The organism is Lysinibacillus sp. RU7, assembly GCF_057837305.1.
This window is the reverse complement of the sequence record NZ_JBYQFK010000005.1, coordinates 23,708-43,658: the sequence shown is the minus strand read 5'-3', so window position 1 is coordinate 43,658 and position 19,951 is coordinate 23,708. Positions and strand designations below refer to the sequence as shown.

Genomic DNA, 19,951 nt, shown 5'->3' with positions numbered 1-19,951 from the left:
GGGGTAATATGGGGAAAGCGAAAAAGAACAAACCATCGATGACATTACAATCAGCAGCGAGACAGGTAACGTCAACACCAGAAATAACGGCACCAAAAATGAACCCTGCTTTATTGCGTTTACTTGTGATTTTTCCAAATGTGTTAAGCTACATATTATTATTTGGTGTAATTGTTTACATCATGACGAATTTTAGCGAATTGCAAGCAGCAGGAGCACTTACATTTTGGGTTATTTTATCATTAGTATTTGCTCCAATGGCATTGTTTACTACATATTCCATTGTGAAACGAATTCGAGCAGGGGTCATGTAAAAAGAGCGCAACGGAAACATAATCCGTTGCGCTTTTTAAGTACTCATAAAACAATGTTGCCAGGTAATCTTCTTTTATGACAAAAAGGGGCATCTCGAATAGGAGATCCCCTCTAAAAGTGTAGTGAATGAATGAATGATGTGTTACCAGCCACGTTTATACGTTGGGATCGGCGTATCAATGGCAACGCCTAGCTGTTTTGCAGCGCGGTATGGGAAATAAGGGTCACGTAGTAGTTCACGACCGATAAAGATTAAATCTGCTTGCTCTTTTTGTAATACGTCTTCCGCTTCATGCCCCGTTGTAATAAGACCGACTGCCCCTGTTGGTATACCCGCTTGACGAATCGTTTCAGAAAATGGAACTTGGTAAAGTGGTTTGACTTCAATTGTCGCCGGTACGACGCCACCTGAAGAAACATCAATTAAATCAATATCTTGTGCTTTCATCCATGCCGCAAATTGGATGAAGTCTTCCGGATTGTTGCCACCTTCTACGTAATCTTTTGCCGAAACGCGGACAAGTAATGGTCCATTCCAAATCGCACGAATACCGTCAATGACTTCTCGCAATAGACGATAACGGTTTTCTGGGCTACCGCCGTATGCATCTTCACGTTTATTCGTTAAAGGCGATAAAAACTCACTAATTAAATAACCGTGTGCCCCGTGAATTTCTAACACATCGAAGCCTACATTAATCGCGCGTTGTGCCGCAGCAACAAAGGCATGCACGACTTCTTTGATCTGTTCGGTTGTTAGTGCGACAGGTGTTTGATAGGTGTCATCAAACGCAATGGCAGACGGGGCATAAATAGGTCCTTCTACCGTAGCTTTGCGTCCAGCATGTGCTAGCTGAATGGCTGCTTTACTGCCGTATGCATGAATTTGGTTGACGATTTGTTTTAGTCCTTCCAGTTGCTCATCACGCCATATGCCAAGGTCACGAGCTGAAATACGACCTTCTGGTAATACCGCCGTAGCTTCTAGCATCACTAGACCGACCTGCCCCATCGCACGGGAAGCATAATGTACGATGTGGAATGGCTGCGCAAACCCAAATTCATTTGCTTCATACATGCACATAGGTGCCATGACAATTCGGTTTTTTAGTTCAATATTTCGTAGTTTGTAAGGTTCAAAAAGTTTGACCATAGACCTTTCCCTCCATCTCGATTAAACCCCTTTAGCTAGCTCACGTGAACGTGATTCGGCACTTTTCACACACGCTTCAATCGTTTCTGTAAAATGATGGTCCTGTAGTGCTTGGATGCCAGCCTCTGTTGTCCCGCCAGGACTCATTATTTTACGACGTAGCTCATCTGGCTCCTCATCGACTGATTGTAACATAGAAGCAGAACCGGCAAGTGTTTGAACCATTAATTGGCGTACGATATCTTTCGGTAAACCAATGTCTGTTCCTACCTTTTCAAACGCTTCCATTAAGTAATAAATATAAGCAGGGCCACTACCAGAAAGAGCTGTGACCGCATGTAGTTTATCTTCCTCTACTTCAACGACAAGACCAATTGTCATAAGCATGTCAATAAATAATGCTTTTTGTTCCTCTGTTACGAGGTCGTTAAAAGCAATACCACTTGCACTCATGCCAATTGTCGCAGAAGTATTCGGCATCACGCGCGCGATAGGACGCGCACATAAACCATCTTCAATCGTTTTAATGGAAATGCCCGCCAGCACGGATAATATTGCTGCGTTAGCTGAAATAAACGGTGCGATATTTTGCATAGCACTGCCAACATCTTTTGGTTTCATTGCTAAAATAATTAAATCTGCATCATGCAGATCAGATAACTGCTCTAAAATTTGTACGCCATATGTGTTGTGTAAGTTTTCTAAGCGCGTAAAGTCTGAACGGTTGGATACAAAAATTTGCTTTGCATCAAAATATCCTTTGTTTACCCACCCTCCGATAATTGCTTCAGCCATTGAGCCAGCACCAATAAATACAATCTTTTGCATAAAAAAGCCTCCTTCATCAATAAAAGCGCTTCCGTCCTCTTCATTAAGGACGAAAACGCTCGTTTCCGCGGTACCACCTTAGTTCACAAATGTGCAACTTAATCCTTATAACGCCAGGTTAGCGGTTATGTTGTCATAACAAGCTCGGAAGTAGGTTCAATGATTGAAGTGGATGATGTTGCTCTCAGCATATGCAACACTCTCTTTCATCGTTCAATCATTTACTTGGCTTCTTCAACGCTTTCATTTCGAATTATGAGAAAATTATATAAATGTAATGTCAAGGTGTCAACCTAAAGCGTGACGAAAAATAAAAAAAGGAGTAAAATAGATGAATAGCTATTCATTTTTATAAATAATAGCGTAAAAGGACATAATGTACATGTCTTTGTAAGAAGAATAAAGGGGTTGTTAAGATGCAATTACATAAAATCATTATGCCGACACCATATCCAGTAGGGGATGTGAATGCATTTTTAGTCAAAGGGGATACCCTGACATTATTTGATGTAGGACCCAAAACAGAAGAAGCATACGAAGCGTTGAAATGGGGGATTCGTGCTGCAGGGTATGAGATGAAGGATGTGGAACAAGTCGTATTAACGCATCACCATCCGGATCATGTGGGCTGGGTTGATGCATTTCCATATGCTAATATACTTGGTCATGAGTATGTAGATTATTGGATGCGGCAGGAGCCGGAGTTTATTAACTATCGTGATGAGTTTTATATTCGTGAACTAGAATCTGAAGGTGTGCCTAAACCGTATATTGATCGTGTTGTAAAAGTACGGGGGGAGATGGAGTTATTTGGAGCGCGACCGTTAACTAGCTTTTTACGTGAGGGCGATGAAGTACCAGGACATCCGGGGCTTCGTGTTTATGAAACGCCTGGTCATGCACAAAGTCATTTAATTTTTTTAGAGGAAACATCACGTGAATGCATAGGGGGCGATTTATTGCTCGAAAAGGTATCTTCTAATCCACTTGTGGAGCCACCTGTGACATTGAAAGGTGACCGGCCGCATTCATTATTACAATATAATGCTTCGCTGCAAAAGCTAAGCGACTTACACGTATCTACCTTATATACAGGGCATGGCGATGAAGTGCGTAATGTGAAGGAGTTAGTGGAAGAGCGATTAGCCAAACAGCAAGCCCGTGCGCTAAAAGTACGCGAATTTTTACAGGAACCAATGAGTGTTTTTGATGTAACGAAAATTTTGTTTGCCAAAATTTATAAAGCACAGCTTGGATTAACCCTTTCAGAAACACTTGGCCAGCTCGATTACTTAGTAGATAAAGGACTAGTAACGGTGAAAGAAGAAAATGGTGTACATTTGTATGTGAGGGCATAGGATGAAAAACATGTAAAATCATTAGGGTTTTACATGTTTTTTAGTCATACAACATGGCGACATCTTCAGCAAGTAAGAAACATAAATCACTTTCCCAGAATACAATGAGGAAAAAGCATAGAGGATGAATACATGTTTGAATCATTGCCCGTGCAAATCGGGACATCTATTATTCATGGTGGACCCAACAAAACCGTCGTATTCCCACAAATCATAGGGATACAAAATAGACAATGGGAACACACAGTGAATCATGCGATTACTCAGCAAACACAGCAGCTTATTAATGAGCAAGTTGGCAATATGCCGACAACCGTTGAGGAAATGATCGGTACGTATGAAATCAAAAACAATCAACGTCAGGTGCTGAGTCTTTCTCTATCGAATTACGCGTATCATTATCATGCAGCACATGGCATGACCTATATAAAATCACTAACATTTGATATGAAAAATCAAAAAATTTGTACACTAAAAGATTTATTTAAGCCTGGCAGTGATTATGTAAAACGGCTTTCTGACAACATTAAAGTACAAATTAAAAGACGTAATATCCAGCTGCTTGGTGAGTTTACATCCATTAAGCCTGACCAAGATTTTTATATTGCAGATAAAGCCCTTGTCATTTATTTTCAGCTATATGAAATAACAGCGTATGTGTATGGCTTCCCGATGTTCCCGATTTCTGTTTATGATATACAGGACATTATCGATGAAAATGGTCCTTTAGGAAGAATGGCTATCAACAATTAAATCAATATGATGCAATTGTGAGGTAAAAAAGGGATTCCTGAAATTGTGGAATCTCTCTTTTATTTCCTCTGGGGGATTTTAATATCCAAAAAATACCGTGTTTTGTGGTTGTTTTGTTGTTTTTTTGATATATTCCTGTAACATTCACATGCTAATATCTTATTTGTGAGAAACGAAAGATGTTAGGAGTTTAGAAATAGATTATGAAAAAGACAAAATGGGGTATGAAGCTAGCGGCACTTGCACTAGGCTCATCATTATTATTCACTTCAGTAGGAACAGCAGATGCTGCGATTTACACAGTAAAATCAGGTGATTCATTATATAAAATTGGTCAGCGCTATGGCGTATCGTATCAACAAATTATGAAATGGAATAACTTGAATTCCTCTGTTCTTCGTATTGGTCAAAAGCTAGAAATAGGTGGTGCCCAAGCGAATGCACCGATAAGTAAGCCGAATGTAGTCAATGTGGCACAAAAATATTTAGGTATACCTTATGTATTTGGAGGTTCAACACCAAAAGCTGGATTTGACTGTTCAGGTTATGTTACATATGTATTAAACCAAGCAGGTTATCAAACATCGCGAAAAACAGCAGCTGGTTTTTATAACACAGCAACGAAAGTATCGAAACCTCAAGTAGGGGACTTAGTATTCTTTAGTGGTACATATAAGAAAGGGATATCACACGTAGGTTTCTATATTGGAAACAACAAAATGATTTCAGCAGCAGGGAAACAAGTAAAAATTGATACTATTGACAACGGCTACTGGGGAAAACATTTCACAGGCTATGGTCGTCTGTAACAGAGGAAAAAACGCTTGGCATTGTCCAAGCGTTTTTTCTATTGAATACAGTATAAGCTGACTTTTTATTTTCATGGGTTTAACTGATTGTCCTAAAGTTACGTTGTTTTATAGATGATTTTTCTTATGAAGCAATTGGAAGGAAGAAAATCATTCATGTTGAAATATATAAAGAAAATGATTTGAGCGTTTAATGATAATCATAAGAAAAGGGAGATAAGTATGCGACTTGAAGTAAATGTTCCGAGAAATAGAACTTATACTGTAGGAGTAACTGCGTTGTTGTTATCTGCTTTATTAACTGCAGCAAGCCAAGTATTTTACGCAAGCCGTGTACAAAATGTGCATCCATTTCTATTTACGGGTATTAGTTTCTTTTTGACTGCCTGTTATTTTTCCTTTTTTGCTAGAAATCAAAAGGTAGCTTATAAATGGCAATCCTCATGGCAATCCTTGCTAAAGTTAAATTTATCCTCTGTTCTCGCATTCATGGGATTTTACTTTGCATTGAAATTCATTGAGCCAGCAATCGTTAGTTCGCTTGAAATGGGGTTAGGTCCACTATTTGTCATTTCCCTCGCATTTACACAAAGAAGGTTTATCGCTAAAGCACAGTGGGGAATTGCATTGGGAACATTATTGGCTTGTTTCTTATTAATCATTTCTATCTTTAATGGTTATTCAGGTATTCAATTGAATCTAAGTACAAATACGACTCTAGGTGTAATAGCGAGTGTTTTTTGTGGTTTAGGAGCTGTACTTTGTACCATCTATTCAAAGGAGCTAAGTGCAGGCGGATGGACAAGCTCGATGATTTTGACACATCGGTTTTATGGTATCGTACTTTTATCATTTATTTTTACCTATGATATTTTAATTGATTATATTTTTGATAATGTACGGTGGATTTTACTTGTAACAATTGCTGGTGTCTTAATCCCGATGTATTTATTACAGAAAGGTATTCAATATTGTGAGACGTTCTTAGTGATGATGTCACTTTGCTTCGTACCTGTCTTTAGTTTTTTCTTTCAATTATTCGATCCAAGAATATCTTGGTCAACAACGACTTTAGTCGGTGTTGTTTTATTGTTTATATTAGGGATGTTTAGTATCTACGCAGAGAAAAATAAGTGAATAGGGGTTAAAAAATATAGTAGCTATTCTATTAAACCCGCTAATAAAAATTCTTTTGATATGTAACAATCAGGCGCTTTAATGGGTAATTTAATTGAATATATGAAGTGCGTATTTTAATTAATGTTTTTCAAAACCCGCTCTTTCTTTTTGTTTGTTTATTAAGATTTTTAGTGTCAATTTGATTAAACTTTATTTTAAGGCTACAATTTTTGCTTAGACAAGTTCATCGTGTATTCATATTGTTTATTCTATTTAATGTCGCTATTATGTACCAGTAGAGATATGTTAACAAAGGAGCATCTTGATGATTTATTATGAAATCCATTGTAGGTATTGTAAAAAGCCTTTTAAGTTAGAAGAAGGGACACGAAAATATCAGCAATACAAACAAAATCGGAATGGGCAGTTTTCTTGTGATGATTGTGACCGGCGCATTGAAAGTGATTCACGTAAATATTTATTTGACCGAGATTGAAGAGGTGAGTGTATGATTGTCATTAGTAGTTGTTTGGCAGGTATGAAAGTTCGCTATGACGGTAATGCCAACACGGTTGAAAAAATTAGGTGGCTAGTGGAAGAGAAGAAGGCGGTGACTGTTTGCCCTGAAGTTTTAGGCGGTTTACCAACGCCGAGAAATCCAGCTGAAATTATTGGTGGAGACGGGGAAGCAGTACTGGATGGTGTCGCACGTGTCGTGGACAATACGGGAGAAGATGTGACGGATGCTTTTTTACAAGGGGCGTATAAAGCGCTTGAAGTAGTACAGCAAGTAGGGGCGCACACTGTCGTTTTAAAAGAAAATAGCCCGTCCTGTGGGAGTCATCACATTTACACAGGGGAGTTTAATGGAACGAAAAAGCAAGGTGCTGGTGTGACAGCAGCGCTACTAAGACGACATGGTATCCATGTATTCTCAGAAGAAAACTTTCTACATTATATAGAAGAAATACGTTAAAAAAGCCGACATGATTTTGTGTCGGCTTTTTCTCTCAAAAGTTTTGATTATACCGTTAATGCTGGGCCGAAGAATTCATAATGAATGCGGTCTTCTGCGACACCTAGCTCTCTTAATTGACCAATAACAGCTTGCATAAATGGTGTTGGTCCACAAATGTATACATCAGACTCGGAAGTTAACATATTTTCAATCTGTTCCTTCGTTACGAAACCATCTGTATCCGAGTAAATCGCTTTATATTGGTCTGCATTTGCTTCAATTTGCTCAGTGAAGGCAGCGACGCGCTCGTTACGTGCACATAAAATGAAGGATGTTTTACGATTATCAGCTGTCAGTAACATACGATATAAAGGTGTTACACCAACGCCGCCTGCGATGAATAATACATCGTTTGTTCCTTCGTTTAATGTGAATAAACCAGCTGGAGCTGATACTTCGATTTCTGTACCGATTTCGGCATCATTGTGAAGGTATGTTGATACGCGACCATTTGGTGTTCCTTCGTCTTCACGTTTGACAGAAATACGGTATTCGTTGTTTTCTGTTACGTCTGTTACTGTGTATTGACGGTTCATTAAATATTGTTCACCCGGCATCGCAAGGCGAATGGAAATGTATTGACCAGGTACTGCTTCTGGTAATTTTTCACCGTCAACGGGAGTTAAGTAGAAGCTTGTGACGATATCGCTTTCCTTTACTTTACGTGCAATTTTGAATGGCTTGAATAAACGCCAGCCGCCATTGTTTTCTGTTTGTCTGTATAAATCTTCTTCCACTGAGATAAAGATATCTGCAATGACGCCGTATGCTTGAGCCCATGCATCAATAATTTCTGGTGTTGCTGCATCGCCAAGTACTTCCTTGATGGCACCTAGTAAGTGTTGTCCAACGATAGGATAGTGCTCTGGTAAAACCCCAAGGCTACGGTGTTTATGGGCAATTAACATCACTGCCGGTACGATAGCTTCTAAGTTGTCAATGTGAACAGCAGCTGCATATACCGTGTTGGCTAAAGCATGTGGCTGACGTCCTCGTTGCTGATTTGTGTGGTTAAAAATGTTAAGTAATTCTGGATGTGCTTCAAACATGTTTTTGTAAAACGTTTTTGTAATTGTTAAACCGTGTTGTTCTAAAACGGGTACTGTCGCTTTAATAATATCAATCGTTTTTTGTTGTAACATATCGTCACGTCCTTTCACTTCTCACTATACGCCTGCTTTTATTTAAAAGCAATATTAAAAATACATCTTTAACAAATTATTCACAAAACACATATTTAAAATATATGTTTTGTTTCTAAGCATATGTATTATTCCTCAAATGATTTGATGGTATACTCATATAAGAAGAAAGTTGGTGGAGAAGTGCGCTTAACTGTATATACGGATTATTCATTGCGAGTGCTAATGTACTTGGGCGTGCGTGGCCAAGACCATTTAGCAACAATTCAAGAAATTGCGGACACATATCAAATTTCAAAAAATCATTTAATGAAAGTGACATATGATTTGGGGAAATACGGTTATATCGAAACGATTCGCGGACGTGGTGGTGGCATTCGCTTAGCAATCGATCCTCAAGAGATTGTCATCGGGGAAGTTGTGCGCAAAACAGAGGAAGATTTTCATATTGTAGAATGCTTCAATCCAGAAAATAATTTATGTCGTATTGCACCTGAATGTAGGTTAAAAAATGCGTTATATGAAGCATTGCAGGCATATTTAAAAGTACTGGACAGCTACACATTAGAAGATGTTATTCATTCAAAGACTTCACTGATGCAATTGTTTGGGCTAGAAGAGAAGGAATAATCAATAAAAGGCATATCTTGAACCAAATAGGTCAAGATATGCCTTTTATGTTAATGTGCTAAGAAAAAGGTTTTCCTTACTACGGAACAGTTATGAGGACATTTTACCCTACACTATAAATGATTAAGAAGAATAATAGAAGTGCGATTACACCGAGCGAAAAAATCGGCATTGTAGCTCTCCAGCTATCTCTTATACGAATATGTGTAAAAATCCCGCCAATACTTACTAAAATTAAAACAATAGCCCCATATATGGCCCACATGTCATTCCAAAAACCTACAATTAGCATAATAGCTGAACCAAATTCGATGATCCCTGTGAACACTCGGAACCATTGTGGTAACTCCCATTTGATGAAGTTTTCTTTATGCATTTTTGACCCAGCTAATTTCCCATAACCAGCGAAAATAAAAACAGCTGCAAGTAAGCCTTGTAATATCCAAATGAAGATTTGCATGTTTTCACCTCCAATTGATTAAAAATGCTTAGTCATTTGCAAATCCAAGCTGCTCTTCCCGTCGCATCCACTAAACATTTCGTCACAATTTTGTGAGAGACATACATCTAGTTGAACAAGTTTAAAGTTTACTTTCGCGTTGCATTGATTCGATTGTGAGCTAATGCTTAGTGAAGCCAGCGCCATACACCCTCTGCCCCTCTATACCTCAACTCCTCTGTATTACCATAGTATGAATTTGATGTATTAATCATGCACCTACTTTTAGTTTATTCCCGTATTGAATGTATGGTTGTGCAATTAACTATTTAAAAGTCAAACTGTAGGGGAGATTTGGAGAAATAACAAAAATTAAAACATAAAAAATGAAGGGATATTCAGTTTTATGGAGAATTTTAATGTTAATACGAGAAAAGGGGTGTTTTTTATGCAATTGCCAGTAATTGTGGCACCGATGTTTTTAATATCAAATCCAAAGATGGTGATTGAATCTGCACGCGCCGGTATCATTGGTACATTTCCATTATTAAATGCGCGTCCGATTAGTGTATGTGAGGAATGGTTAACAGAAATTAAAGAGGCGCTACCAACGGAAAAGTGGGGTGTCAACATCATTTGCCATAAAGGAGAAAATCCGCGTTATGACGAGGATGTGGAGCTAATCAAGAAGTATCAGCCACCACTTGTCATTACATCGCTTGGCAACCCAACACCAATTGTAGAAATCGTACATAGCTACGGTGGAAAGGTATATTCGGATGTGATTATTGAAAAGCACGCAAAAAAAGCAGCAATGGCAGGAGTAGATGGGCTTATTTTAGTATGTGCCGGTGCAGGGGGACATGGTGGGCAGTTAAATCCGTTTGCCTTTGTCGCAGCCGTGAAGTCGTTTTTCAAAGGGGACATTATTTTAGCAGGCGCTATTTCGACAGGGGCAGATATCGCAGCTACACGTGCAATTGGTGCTGATTACGCTTATATGGGGACGCGTTTTATTGTAGCGGAAGAAGGAAATGCACCAGATAACTATAAAGAGATGATTATTAATAGCTCAAGTGAAGATATTGTTTACACAGATGCAATTAGTGGTGTCAATGCGAACTTCCTGATTCCATCGTTAACGGCAAGTGGGATTAACGTATCGGAGTTAACAAGTGGAAAGGGTAAAATGGACTTTGATGATCATAAAGCATGGCGTGATATTTTCTCAGCAGGACATGGGGTAGCGGCCATTTCAGAATGCCAATCAATCGCACAAATTGTCTCGCAGTTAAAAGCCGAATATGAAGAAGCCTGTAACCGTTTAAATGTGCTGATCTAGTTGAAAAGAAGGGGTCACTACCATCCACTGGATAGCCCCCTTCTACAGTTGGAATGCTTTTATTATCGGAAATTGTACATATAGTCAAGCGGACCTTTCAATGAAAGGGCTTATTGATTCCGTCCTTTTTTGCTATGTTGTTCTTTAATAAACTTCCTCGCGTTTTTCATACCGCCCATCGTGTGAAACATATCATTAAACTTTTCTTTTTCAATCATTTTAGAATTCAAGCCGTCATACTTTGTTTCCTTTTGAAGTTTGCGGTAGCTTTCTAACCGTTCTATTGACAGAGTACCATCTTCAATGGCTTTTTGGACAGCACAGTTTGGTTCAGTTTGATGCATACAATCACTAAAGCGGCATTGAGAAGCGAGGCCATCAATGTCAGCAAAAGATTTAGTTAAATCGGCGCTAATAATGCCGAGTTCTCGCATACCTGGCGTATCGATTACGACACCTAAATTGGGTAACAGAAGTAGTTCACGTCTCGTCGTAGTATGCCTGCCCTTATCGTCATTTCTTATTTCATTGGTCACCAAAATAGGTTGACCGAGAAGACGGTTGATTAAGGTTGATTTTCCAACCCCCGATGAGCCAATAAATGCTACCGTTCGACCAGGTGAAAGATATTTAGTAATAGGGTGATGGCCAGTATCAGAAATACTAGTTGTTACGATTACATCTACACCTATTGCAATCGCATATATTTCGCTCAGTTTTTGCTCAATTTCTTGGCATAAGTCTGATTTTGTCAGCACAATAACTGGTGTTGCTCCACTATCCCAAGCAATAGAAAGATAGCGCTCTAGTCTACGGAGATTAAAGTCATTGTTTAGTGACATACAAATAAAAACGATATCAATATTCGTTGCGACAATTTGTTTGTTAGTTGTAGAACCTGCCACTTTTCGCCCAAACACACTTTTTCGAGTGAGCACATGATGAATAATCCCGTTGCCATCAGTCTGATCTGTTCGATCAATCATCACAAAATCCCCAACAGCTGGATAGTCTGTTATATCGTTTATACTGTGATGAAATTTCCCGGATATTTCAGCTATTAATTCCTCATTTTCTGTTATTACTTTGTATAAATTTTTAGATTGGGATGAAATTCGTCCAATGTATAGATGTTTATATTGTTTAGCTTCCTGTAGCATTGCTTCAGTAAGCCCTAGATTTTTCATATTGATCGTATTCAATTTTATTGCCTCCTAAAAGTTGGTTTGTCACTTTTGGGAGGTTTTATGCATTATTTTGCACATCCCTCCCCGTTTATTACAATCTCGCGAAATTGTTTATTGAACATAAAAAAATCCCCTTTCTCCATATGATTGAACTTTACTATAACATAATCGATTTATCATTTGAATTTTCGAATGTAGCATTTTGTTTCATAAAAGAGCATTTACAAAATAAGAATAATTGTGTTAACTTAAAAATGTAAACAGTTAACATAAATGAGGGGGAGGTTAACAATGCCACATTTTTGGGTAGTCGGCACAGATACAGATGTCGGAAAAACATGTGTCACGACATTGTTAATGCGCCAGCTACAGCAGCAAGGGCTTCGTGTAACACCGTACAAACCGGTACAAACGGGCGAGGTGATCGAGCAAGGGAAGGCTTACTATTATGATACAACGATGTATGAAACCTATTCATTGCAAAAACTGAACGAAGCAGAATTGAATGATTATTCATTCAAAGAGCCGGCATCACCACATTTTGCTGCACAACTGGAGGGTCAGCAAATTGATACGATGCGCTTATTACAGCAAATACAAAGACTGCAACAGGCTTATGATGTCGTTATTTGTGAAGGAGCAGGGGGCATTTTCGTACCGCTAGATGCAAACGGAAAGAGAACATTGCTTGATGTCATTACCCAAAGTCAATTGCCAGTCGTTGTCGTAGCACGTACGAAGCTTGGGACGATTAACCACACGTTGTTGACGTTAGAAGCATTAACTGCACGCGGAATTGACGTGCTAGGCATTGTCTTTAATGGCGATACCGGAAGTGATATAGAACAGAATAATATTGCGACGATTTTACAACATCGTGCACTGCCATATGCGGTTATTCCGCAACTGCATGACATATCACACGTCGTCAACTATTCTATCAAGCACACATCATTATTTGAAAGGCTGTATCGACATGAAACAACAGTTATCTGAATGGCAAGCGAGAGATTTACAACATGTTTGGCATCCATGCTCGCAAATGAAAGATTATGAGCAGTTTCCACCGATTGTGATTAAAAGTGGTAAAGGTGTGTGGCTTTACGATGAGCATGACAATCGTTATTTAGATGCTGTGTCTTCTTGGTGGGTGAATTTATTTGGTCATGCCAACCCTCGCATTAGCCAAGCATTAAGTGAGCAAGCCTTTACATTGGAGCATGCTATTTTTGCGAATTTTACGCATGAGCCCGCTGTCAAGGTCGCAGAAAAATTAGTGGCCTTAACACCAGAAGGTTTGAACAAAGTCTTTTTTGCAGATAACGGCTCAGCTGCTATTGAAGTCGCATTAAAAATGAGCTTTCAATACCATATGCAAAGTGGGAAGAAAACGAAAAAGCGATTTCTTGCCTTAACAGATGCTTATCACGGTGAAACACTGGGTGCGCTATCAGTAGGTGGTGTCGATCTTTATAACGAAGTGTATCAGCCGCTATTACTCGATACAGTAAGGGCGCAGGGACCTGACTGTTTTCGTTGTCCATTTAATGACAAGCCTGAGAGCTGTCAAGCACAATGTATTCGCTATGTAGAAGATGAATTAGCTACACATCATGAGGAAATTACAGCTGTTATTATTGAGCCACTCATTCAAGCGGCAGCAGGGATGAAAATGTACCCGCCAATTTACTTAAAGCAATTGCGCGAGTTATGTACGAAGTTTGATGTGCATCTCATCGCAGATGAAATAGCGGTTGGTTTTGGTCGTACCGGAACGTTGTTTGCCTGTGAACAAGCTGGTATTTCACCTGATTTTATGTGCTTATCGAAAGGATTAACAGGAGGCTACTTACCACTATCTGCTGTGTTAACAACAGATGAAGTATACGATGCTTTTTACGATGATTACGGTACGATGAAGGCATTTTTACATTCACATAGCTATACAGGCAATACACTCGCTTGCCGCGTCGCCCTTGAAGTATTGACGATTTTCGAAGAGGAGAACTATATCAATATTGTACAAACCAAGGGAGAGAAGATGAGAAAGCTCGCAATGGAGGCATTTAGTCACCTTCCTTATGTTGGTGAATATCGACAAGTTGGGCTAGTAGGTGCCATTGAACTGGTCGCGAATCTGGACACAAAAGAGCCGCTACCAAGTGAAGAACGCATAGGCTATCAAATTTATAAAAGAGCATTAACAAAAGGGCTACTCATTCGACCGCTTGGCAATATTTTGTATTTTATGCCACCTTATATCATTACAGATGAGGAAATGCATTTTATGATTCAGACAACAAAAGAAACAATCGAACAATTTTTTGCAGAGCGGGAGGGGTAGAGTTATGCAACAACGAAACGCAACTCTTTCACTCGTCATGATTGCGATGTTTGCCGCATTAACGGCTATTGGCGCCTTTATTAAAGTACCACTACCAGTCGTACCCTTTACATTGCAAATTGTTTTTGTTTTTTTAGCAGGGTGTTTGCTTGGTAGTCGGAATGGTTTGCTCAGTCAAGTCGTCTATATTGGCATTGGTTTAGCAGGTTTGCCTGTGTTTACACAAGGCGGGGGAATTACCTATGTGATGCAGCCAACATTTGGTTATTTAATCGGCTTTGCCCTTGCGGCGTTTGTTATTGGCTGGCTCATTGAAAAAGTAGAAGCGCCAACGAAAAAGCATTTTATCGGTGCCAATATTGTCGGGTTGATTCTGATTTACGCCGTTGCGGTACCGTATTTATATGTAGCATTAAATGTTTGGCTAGATGTGAAAACAAGCTGGTCACATATTTTACTAGTTGGATTTTTAAATAGTATTGTTGCAGACTTTTGCTTAGCAATTGCTTCTGCACTATTAGCGGAACGACTATATCCCGTATTTCGTTCGGCACGATCACTTAAAATAGTACACATAAAAAAGGAGCATGTATGATGAATTGGTTACAATTAGCAGAGGAAGTTATTGCTGGTAAGGTGATTAGCAATGAGGAAGCGTTAGCGATTTTAAATAGCGATGATGATGAGTTATTAAAGCTGATGGATGGAGCATTTGCCATTCGTAAACATTATTATGGCAAAAAAGTAAAGCTCAATATGATTATGAATGCGAAAAGTGGCTATTGCCCAGAGGACTGCGGTTATTGCTCACAGTCTTCAAAATCAACAGCCCCAATCGAGAAATATCCTTTTATTACAAAGGAAGAGATTTTAGCAGGGGCAAAACGTGCTTTTGAAAATAAAATCGGTACATATTGTATCGTCGCAAGTGGACGTGGCCCAACACGTAAAGACGTAAATGTCGTAAGTGAAGCCGTGACAGAAATTAAAGAAAAGTATGGGTTAAAGGTATGTGCATGCTTAGGATTATTAAAGGAAGAGCAAGCACAGCAATTGAAAGAAGCGGGTGTGGATCGTTACAATCATAACTTAAATACATCAGAGCGTCACCATTCGTATATTACAACATCTCATACGTATGAAGACCGTGTAAATACAGTGGAAGTTGCGAAAAAGCATGGTATTTCTCCTTGCTCAGGTGCGATTATCGGTATGAAGGAAACAAAAGAGGATGTTGTGGATATTGCACGCGCGCTTCATCAATTAGATGCTGATTCCATCCCAGTAAACTTCTTAAATGCCATTGACGGTACAAAGCTAGAGGGGACGAAGGAATTAAACCCTCGTTACTGCTTAAAAGTATTAGCGTTATTTCGTTATATCAACCCAACGAAAGAAATTCGTATTTCAGGTGGTCGTGAAGTAAACCTTGGATCACTTCAGCCGCTTGGGATGTATGCAGCAAATAGTATTTTCGTTGGCGATTATTTAACAACAGAAGGACAAGAGGCAAATAGCGATTATCGCATGTTAGAAGATTTAGGCTTCGAAATTGAATTAACAGGCAAGCAAGAAGAAGCATTCTGTTCGTAATTGTACATTATATAAACTCTCCCTAATCATATAGTATAAATTGAAAAGTCGTATACACGTTATTGAACAGGCGTGTATATGGCTTTTTATAATGAGAGAGAAGCCAATCGATTTTCCTGCTATAATTTAATTATGTTTTAGCCGGAGGTATGCAGGGAAATGAATAAAAAAACAATTTTTGTTACAGGCGCGACGAGTGGGATAGGGTTAAAAATAACCGAAATGTGTATAGCGAAAGGGTATACTGTATATGCCACAGGTCGCAATGAATCTTCACTAAACACGTTAGCTAGACTGGGCGCACAGGTTATTCAGGCAGATTTACGTAAAATAGAAGAGATCAATCGCGTTGTCGAGGCATTACCACCTATTGATGTAGCGATTTTAAATGCCGGGCTTGGGGTTTTTGAAAATGCGTATGATTTAGCAGATGAAGAGATTGATACGATGTTAGAGATTAATGTACGTGCACCGATGTATTTAACGAAGCGCCTTGCTCCGAAAATGATCGCACGTAGGTCAGGGCATTTTATTTATATTAGCTCACAAGCAGGGAAGGTTGCGACGCGTAAAGCGAGTGTATATGCAGCGAGTAAGCATGCACTAACAGGCTTTTTAAATGGTGTCCGATTGGAATTAGCAGAGCATCATATTAAGGTGACAGGCATTTACCCAGGGCCCATTGATACCCCATTTTTACAAAAGGCAGATGCAACGAATGCGTACCGTGATGCGATTCAAGCCTTTTTACTAAAGCCAGAAAAAGTAGCGCGAGAAGTGGTGCGTACAATTGAGCGACCTGTACGAGAGGTCAATTTACCGCGTGTCATGGGCATAACAGCAAAACTGTATGCAGTTGCACCGGGACTCGTTGAAAAGGTAGGAAAGGGCTTCTTTAATAAGAAGTAAGTAAAAGGCGACTTGCATTACGCAAGTCGCCTTTGGACCTTTTAGTATGCTTGACGAATGATTTCCATTACGTCTTCAAGCGTTGCCTTACGCGGGTTTGTAGCCGCACATACGTCCTTCATTGCATTTTCGGCTAATATTTGAATATCTTCCTCACGAGCACCTAGCTCCTTGAAGCCTGTTGGGATATTTAAGTCTTGCGTTAAGAGTTCAATGCGGGAAACTGCTACTTCTGCTGCTTCGCGTACGCTTAAGCCTTCGATATTTTCCCCTAGCAACTCCGCGATACGAGCAAAGCGCTCTTCACGACCTACTAAGTTAAAGCGACATACGTGCGGTAGTAAAATGGCATTACATACACCGTGTGGGTAGTTGTAGAAGCCACCTAATTGGTGTGCAATCGCGTGTACATAGCCAAGAGAAGCATTGTTAAACGCCATGCCAGCTAAAAACTGTGCATATACCATTTGTTCACGTGCCTCGAAGTCTTCACCGTTTGAATAAGCGCGCGGTAAGTACTTCGGAATAATTTGAAATACTTTTTCAGCACATGCATCCGTAATTGGTGATGCATTTGTCGATACGTAAGATTCGACCGCATGTGTTAGTGCATCGACACCTGTTGCAGCTGTTAATGCAGGTGGTAAACCAATCATAAGCGTTGGATCATTGATCGATACAAGTGCTGTAATATGCTTATCGACAATGGCCATTTTTACAGAGCGCTCTGTGTCTGTAATAATCGTAAAGCGTGTCATTTCAGATGCTGTACCCGCTGTCGTATTAATAGCGATGTAAGGTACTAATGGGCTTTCGGATTTATCTACACCTTCATAATCATGTATACGTCCGCCGTTTGAGGCTAATAAGCCAATGCCTTTTGCGGCGTCATGGGAGGATCCACCACCTAAAGAAACAATCGAGTCACAGCCCGCTGCTTTATAAGCGGCGATGCCGTCATGTACGTTTTTGTCTGTTGGGTTCGGCTCAGCTTTCGGGAAGATTTCAACCTCCACATTTGCTTCACGGATAATGTTAGCGATTTGATCTGCGATACCTAGGTTGTATAAGCCTTCGTCCGTCACTAAAAGTGTTTTTTTAGACTCGAATTGTACTAAATACTTACCAACTTCCAGAATTGTGCCTTGTCCGAATAAATTCGTTGTCGGCATTGTGAATAAGTGTTGCTTACTTCCATTCACTTGTTGCAGTTCCTGTTGTTTCGCTTTTAATACATCTTGTACGCTCATTTAATACCCTCCAGATTGTTCGTTTTAGTGGATAGTCGCATCCGAATGCTGTACCCATGAATTAGTATATAGCAGCGCATAGGTAAATTTCAACTCAATTTACAAATTATTTAAAAAATTAAAATAATTAACTATTTGATGAAAATAGCGGTTTTTTCGTAGGATAATTTCCGATTGAGTAGGAGGTAGTTATTGTATAATTTAATATGATAGTTCTATAGTTTTATTGAGGTTTTTCGTTATGTCTAAAAAGCAATTTTAAAAAAAAAAAATTTTGTATGGTACATAAATAAGGAAGCGGAATGATTACGAGCAAGTGATAGTGAAAAAATACGGAAGTGAGTATTCTGAAAAAACTATTTATTATGAGTTATCTAACAACATGAAAAACTTAAAAATTTTATATAAATACAGTTGCGTTTATGTTTATTACATGTTACTATTCGTGTATAAACTTTTACTAGAATGTATAAACATACACACAACATATATCGGAGGCAATTGAAATGGCTAACAAAAAAGTAGTACTTGCTTATTCAGGTGGTCTAGATACATCTGTAGCAATTCCATGGTTAAAAGAACAAGGTTGGGACGTAATCGCAGTATGTCTTGACGTAGGTGAAGGGAAAGACCTTGAGTTCATCAAAAACAAAGCACTTCAAGTAGGTGCCGTTGAATCATATATGGTAGATGCAAAAGACGAGTTCGCTGAAGAATATGCATTAATTTCATTACAAGGTCACACTTGGTATGAGCAAAAATATCCTTTAGTATCGGCTCTATCTCGTCCATTAATCTCTAAAAAATTAGTAGAAATCGCAAATGAAGTAAATGCGGATGCTGTAGCACACGGCTGTACTGGTAAAGGAAATGACCAAGTGCGTTTCGAAGTGTCGATTAAAGCATTAAACCCAGATTTAGAAGTGCTAGCTCCTGTACGTGAGTGGGGTTGGAGCCGTGATGAAGAAATCGAGTACGCTGCAAAACACGGTGTACCAATTCCTGCAACAATTGACTCACCATTCTCAATCGACCAAAACTTATGGGGCCGTGCAAACGAAGCGGGCGTAATGGAAGATCCATGGGTAGCGCCACCAGAAGAAGCTTATGGCTTAACAGTTTCTGTTGAAAACGCACCAGACGAAGCAGAATATATTGAAATTGAGTTCGTTGAAGGAAAGCCAGTCTCTTTAAACGGCCAAGAAATGAAATTAGCAGATTTAATCCAAGAGTTAAATAAAATTGCAGGTGCACACGGTGTTGGCCGTATCGACCACGTTGAAAACCGCTTAGTTGGTATTAAATCTCGTGAAGTATACGAAATTCCAGGCGCAAAAGTATTATTAACTGCACATAAAGAATTAGAAGATATTACGCTTGTAAAAGAGCTTGCTCATTTCAAACCAATTATTGAGCACAAACTATCTGAAATCATTTACAACGGTTTATGGTTCAACCCAATCCGTACAGCTTTAGAAGCGTTCTTAAAAGAAACACAAAAGTATGTAAATGGTACAGTACGTGTAAAACTTTACAAAGGTCATGCAATTGTGGAAGGACGTAAATCTGCAAACTCTTTATACTCTGAAGAATTAGCAACTTACTCTAAACATGATAAATTCAATCACGCTTCAGCAGTAGGTTTCATCGAATTATTCGGTATGCCAACAGTTGTAGCAGCAGAAGTATTAAAAAACAAATAAGTAATGAGGTGAGCGATTCGGTGCCCGAGTCGCTCCTTCTTTTAAATAGGAGTGTTAGC

21 protein-coding genes and 1 other annotated feature are annotated in these 19,951 nt (G+C 39.2%); of the genes, 15 read left to right on the top strand and 6 right to left on the bottom strand.

Annotated features, from left to right (window positions below):
* Nucleotides 1-8 precede the first annotated feature (8 nt).
* A complete protein-coding gene (locus tag AC3II9_RS05125; RefSeq protein ID WP_489153697.1) occupies nucleotides 9-314 on the top strand; it encodes an acyl-phosphate glycerol 3-phosphate acyltransferase in 306 nt (101 codons plus the stop codon).
* A gap of 143 nt (nucleotides 315-457) precedes the next feature.
* Here the strand turns inward: AC3II9_RS05125 and namA are convergent, their stop codons facing one another.
* Both namA and proC read right to left on the bottom strand, forming a co-directional pair.
* The gene (namA, locus tag AC3II9_RS05120; RefSeq protein WP_489153695.1) at nucleotides 458-1,468 is read right to left on the bottom strand and encodes an NADPH dehydrogenase NamA; all 1,011 of its coding nucleotides are present in this window, start codon (nucleotides 1,466-1,468) and stop codon (nucleotides 458-460) included.
* Between the two features lie 21 nt (nucleotides 1,469-1,489).
* Nucleotides 1,490-2,296, bottom strand: coding sequence for a pyrroline-5-carboxylate reductase (proC, locus tag AC3II9_RS05115; protein ID WP_391373887.1), 807 nt, complete (start codon nucleotides 2,294-2,296; stop codon nucleotides 1,490-1,492).
* 42 nt (nucleotides 2,297-2,338) lie between these two features.
* Nucleotides 2,339-2,543, bottom strand: a binding site (T-box leader).
* Between the two features lie 169 nt (nucleotides 2,544-2,712).
* On the opposite strand from proC, the gene AC3II9_RS05110 reads away from it, so the two are divergent.
* The 6 genes from AC3II9_RS05110 (at nucleotide 2,713) to AC3II9_RS05085 (ending at nucleotide 7,311) form a co-directional block, all read left to right on the top strand.
* Nucleotides 2,713-3,654: an MBL fold metallo-hydrolase gene (locus AC3II9_RS05110; protein WP_489153693.1), complete on the top strand. Its 942-nt coding sequence runs from the start codon at nucleotides 2,713-2,715 to the stop codon at nucleotides 3,652-3,654.
* 132 nt (nucleotides 3,655-3,786) lie between these two features.
* The gene (locus AC3II9_RS05105) at nucleotides 3,787-4,407 is read left to right on the top strand and encodes a DUF3298 and DUF4163 domain-containing protein (protein WP_489153691.1); all 621 of its coding nucleotides are present in this window, start codon (nucleotides 3,787-3,789) and stop codon (nucleotides 4,405-4,407) included.
* 203 nt (nucleotides 4,408-4,610) lie between these two features.
* Nucleotides 4,611-5,216 carry a C40 family peptidase gene (locus AC3II9_RS05100; RefSeq protein ID WP_489153690.1) on the top strand — a complete coding sequence of 202 codons (606 nt, stop codon included), beginning with the start codon at nucleotides 4,611-4,613 and terminating at the stop codon, nucleotides 5,214-5,216.
* Nucleotides 5,217-5,438: 222 nt separating this feature from the next.
* Nucleotides 5,439-6,353 (top strand): EamA family transporter, encoded by a 915-nt coding sequence (locus AC3II9_RS05095; protein ID WP_489153688.1) that lies wholly within the window; start codon nucleotides 5,439-5,441, stop codon nucleotides 6,351-6,353.
* 307 nt (nucleotides 6,354-6,660) lie between these two features.
* Nucleotides 6,661-6,831 carry a DUF2197 domain-containing protein gene (locus tag AC3II9_RS05090; protein WP_391373872.1) on the top strand — a complete coding sequence of 57 codons (171 nt, stop codon included), beginning with the start codon at nucleotides 6,661-6,663 and terminating at the stop codon, nucleotides 6,829-6,831.
* A 12-nt stretch (nucleotides 6,832-6,843) separates the two neighbouring features.
* Entirely contained in the window at nucleotides 6,844-7,311 is a 468-nt protein-coding gene (locus tag AC3II9_RS05085; protein ID WP_489153686.1) for a 2-thiouracil desulfurase family protein, read from the top strand.
* Between the two features lie 47 nt (nucleotides 7,312-7,358).
* On the opposite strand, the gene hmpA is transcribed toward AC3II9_RS05085, so the two are convergent.
* Nucleotides 7,359-8,495, bottom strand: a complete 1,137-nt coding sequence (gene hmpA / locus AC3II9_RS05080) for an NO-inducible flavohemoprotein (protein ID WP_489153684.1) — start codon at nucleotides 8,493-8,495, stop codon at nucleotides 7,359-7,361.
* Between the two features lie 183 nt (nucleotides 8,496-8,678).
* Here hmpA and AC3II9_RS05075 point away from each other — a divergent pair, with 183 nt between their 5' ends.
* A complete protein-coding gene (locus AC3II9_RS05075) occupies nucleotides 8,679-9,125 on the top strand; it encodes an RrF2 family transcriptional regulator (protein ID WP_391373864.1) in 447 nt (148 codons plus the stop codon).
* A gap of 103 nt (nucleotides 9,126-9,228) precedes the next feature.
* Here AC3II9_RS05075 and AC3II9_RS05070 read toward each other — a convergent pair whose 3' ends face one another.
* Entirely contained in the window at nucleotides 9,229-9,585 is a 357-nt protein-coding gene (locus AC3II9_RS05070; RefSeq protein ID WP_489153682.1) for a DoxX family protein, read from the bottom strand.
* Nucleotides 9,586-10,012: 427 nt separating this feature from the next.
* On the opposite strand from AC3II9_RS05070, the gene AC3II9_RS05065 reads away from it, so the two are divergent.
* A complete protein-coding gene (locus AC3II9_RS05065; protein WP_489153680.1) occupies nucleotides 10,013-10,906 on the top strand; it encodes an NAD(P)H-dependent flavin oxidoreductase in 894 nt (297 codons plus the stop codon).
* Between the two features lie 110 nt (nucleotides 10,907-11,016).
* On the opposite strand, the gene rsgA is transcribed toward AC3II9_RS05065, so the two are convergent.
* Complete coding sequence (gene rsgA, locus AC3II9_RS05060) at nucleotides 11,017-12,108, bottom strand: ribosome small subunit-dependent GTPase A (RefSeq protein ID WP_489153678.1); 1,092 nt, start codon at nucleotides 12,106-12,108, stop codon at nucleotides 11,017-11,019.
* A 276-nt stretch (nucleotides 12,109-12,384) separates the two neighbouring features.
* Here rsgA and bioD point away from each other — a divergent pair, with 276 nt between their 5' ends.
* The 5 genes from bioD (at nucleotide 12,385) to AC3II9_RS05035 (ending at nucleotide 16,939) form a co-directional block, all read left to right on the top strand.
* Nucleotides 12,385-13,089, top strand: a complete 705-nt coding sequence (bioD, locus tag AC3II9_RS05055) for a dethiobiotin synthase (RefSeq protein WP_489153676.1) — start codon at nucleotides 12,385-12,387, stop codon at nucleotides 13,087-13,089.
* The gene (gene bioA / locus AC3II9_RS05050) at nucleotides 13,070-14,437 is read left to right on the top strand and encodes an adenosylmethionine--8-amino-7-oxononanoate transaminase (RefSeq protein ID WP_489153675.1); all 1,368 of its coding nucleotides are present in this window, start codon (nucleotides 13,070-13,072) and stop codon (nucleotides 14,435-14,437) included. The genes bioD and bioA overlap by 20 nt, the downstream gene beginning before the upstream one ends.
* Before the next feature lie 4 nt (nucleotides 14,438-14,441).
* The gene (locus tag AC3II9_RS05045) at nucleotides 14,442-15,032 is read left to right on the top strand and encodes a biotin transporter BioY (protein WP_489153673.1); all 591 of its coding nucleotides are present in this window, start codon (nucleotides 14,442-14,444) and stop codon (nucleotides 15,030-15,032) included.
* The gene (gene bioB / locus AC3II9_RS05040) at nucleotides 15,032-16,030 is read left to right on the top strand and encodes a biotin synthase BioB (protein WP_489153671.1); all 999 of its coding nucleotides are present in this window, start codon (nucleotides 15,032-15,034) and stop codon (nucleotides 16,028-16,030) included. Before AC3II9_RS05045 ends, bioB begins: the two co-directional genes overlap by 1 nt.
* Nucleotides 16,031-16,189: 159 nt before the next feature.
* A complete protein-coding gene (locus AC3II9_RS05035; protein WP_489153670.1) occupies nucleotides 16,190-16,939 on the top strand; it encodes an SDR family NAD(P)-dependent oxidoreductase in 750 nt (249 codons plus the stop codon).
* 41 nt (nucleotides 16,940-16,980) lie between these two features.
* On the opposite strand, the gene AC3II9_RS05030 is transcribed toward AC3II9_RS05035, so the two are convergent.
* Nucleotides 16,981-18,111, bottom strand: coding sequence for an iron-containing alcohol dehydrogenase (locus tag AC3II9_RS05030; RefSeq protein WP_391373915.1), 1,131 nt, complete (start codon nucleotides 18,109-18,111; stop codon nucleotides 16,981-16,983).
* A gap of 584 nt (nucleotides 18,112-18,695) precedes the next feature.
* Between AC3II9_RS05030 and AC3II9_RS05025 the strand changes: the two genes are divergently transcribed.
* Complete coding sequence (locus AC3II9_RS05025; protein WP_489153668.1) at nucleotides 18,696-19,892, top strand: argininosuccinate synthase; 1,197 nt, start codon at nucleotides 18,696-18,698, stop codon at nucleotides 19,890-19,892.
* The last annotated feature ends 59 nt before the right edge of the window (nucleotides 19,893-19,951 follow it).

Excerpts from the sequence above, each read along its gene's own strand:
- AC3II9_RS05125 (WP_489153697.1), top strand. The coding sequence starts at position 9 with ATGGGGAAAGCGAAAAAGAACAAACCATCGATGACATTACAATCAGCA.
- namA (WP_489153695.1), bottom strand. The coding sequence starts at position 1,468 with ATGGTCAAACTTTTTGAACCTTACAAACTACGAAATATTGAACTAAAA.
- proC (WP_391373887.1), bottom strand. The coding sequence starts at position 2,296 with ATGCAAAAGATTGTATTTATTGGTGCTGGCTCAATGGCTGAAGCAATT.
- AC3II9_RS05110 (WP_489153693.1), top strand. The coding sequence starts at position 2,713 with ATGCAATTACATAAAATCATTATGCCGACACCATATCCAGTAGGGGAT.
- AC3II9_RS05105 (WP_489153691.1), top strand. The coding sequence starts at position 3,787 with ATGTTTGAATCATTGCCCGTGCAAATCGGGACATCTATTATTCATGGT.
- AC3II9_RS05100 (WP_489153690.1), top strand. The coding sequence starts at position 4,611 with ATGAAAAAGACAAAATGGGGTATGAAGCTAGCGGCACTTGCACTAGGC.
- AC3II9_RS05095 (WP_489153688.1), top strand. The coding sequence starts at position 5,439 with ATGCGACTTGAAGTAAATGTTCCGAGAAATAGAACTTATACTGTAGGA.
- AC3II9_RS05090 (WP_391373872.1), top strand. The coding sequence starts at position 6,661 with ATGATTTATTATGAAATCCATTGTAGGTATTGTAAAAAGCCTTTTAAG.
- AC3II9_RS05085 (WP_489153686.1), top strand. The coding sequence starts at position 6,844 with ATGATTGTCATTAGTAGTTGTTTGGCAGGTATGAAAGTTCGCTATGAC.
- hmpA (WP_489153684.1), bottom strand. The coding sequence starts at position 8,495 with ATGTTACAACAAAAAACGATTGATATTATTAAAGCGACAGTACCCGTT.
- AC3II9_RS05070 (WP_489153682.1), bottom strand. The coding sequence starts at position 9,585 with ATGCAAATCTTCATTTGGATATTACAAGGCTTACTTGCAGCTGTTTTT.
- AC3II9_RS05065 (WP_489153680.1), top strand. The coding sequence starts at position 10,013 with ATGCAATTGCCAGTAATTGTGGCACCGATGTTTTTAATATCAAATCCA.
- bioD (WP_489153676.1), top strand. The coding sequence starts at position 12,385 with ATGCCACATTTTTGGGTAGTCGGCACAGATACAGATGTCGGAAAAACA.
- bioA (WP_489153675.1), top strand. The coding sequence starts at position 13,070 with ATGAAACAACAGTTATCTGAATGGCAAGCGAGAGATTTACAACATGTT.
- AC3II9_RS05045 (WP_489153673.1), top strand. The coding sequence starts at position 14,442 with ATGCAACAACGAAACGCAACTCTTTCACTCGTCATGATTGCGATGTTT.
- bioB (WP_489153671.1), top strand. The coding sequence starts at position 15,032 with ATGAATTGGTTACAATTAGCAGAGGAAGTTATTGCTGGTAAGGTGATT.
- AC3II9_RS05035 (WP_489153670.1), top strand. The coding sequence starts at position 16,190 with ATGAATAAAAAAACAATTTTTGTTACAGGCGCGACGAGTGGGATAGGG.
- AC3II9_RS05030 (WP_391373915.1), bottom strand. The coding sequence starts at position 18,111 with ATGCCGACAACGAATTTATTCGGACAAGGCACAATTCTGGAAGTTGGT.
- AC3II9_RS05025 (WP_489153668.1), top strand. The coding sequence starts at position 18,696 with ATGGCTAACAAAAAAGTAGTACTTGCTTATTCAGGTGGTCTAGATACA.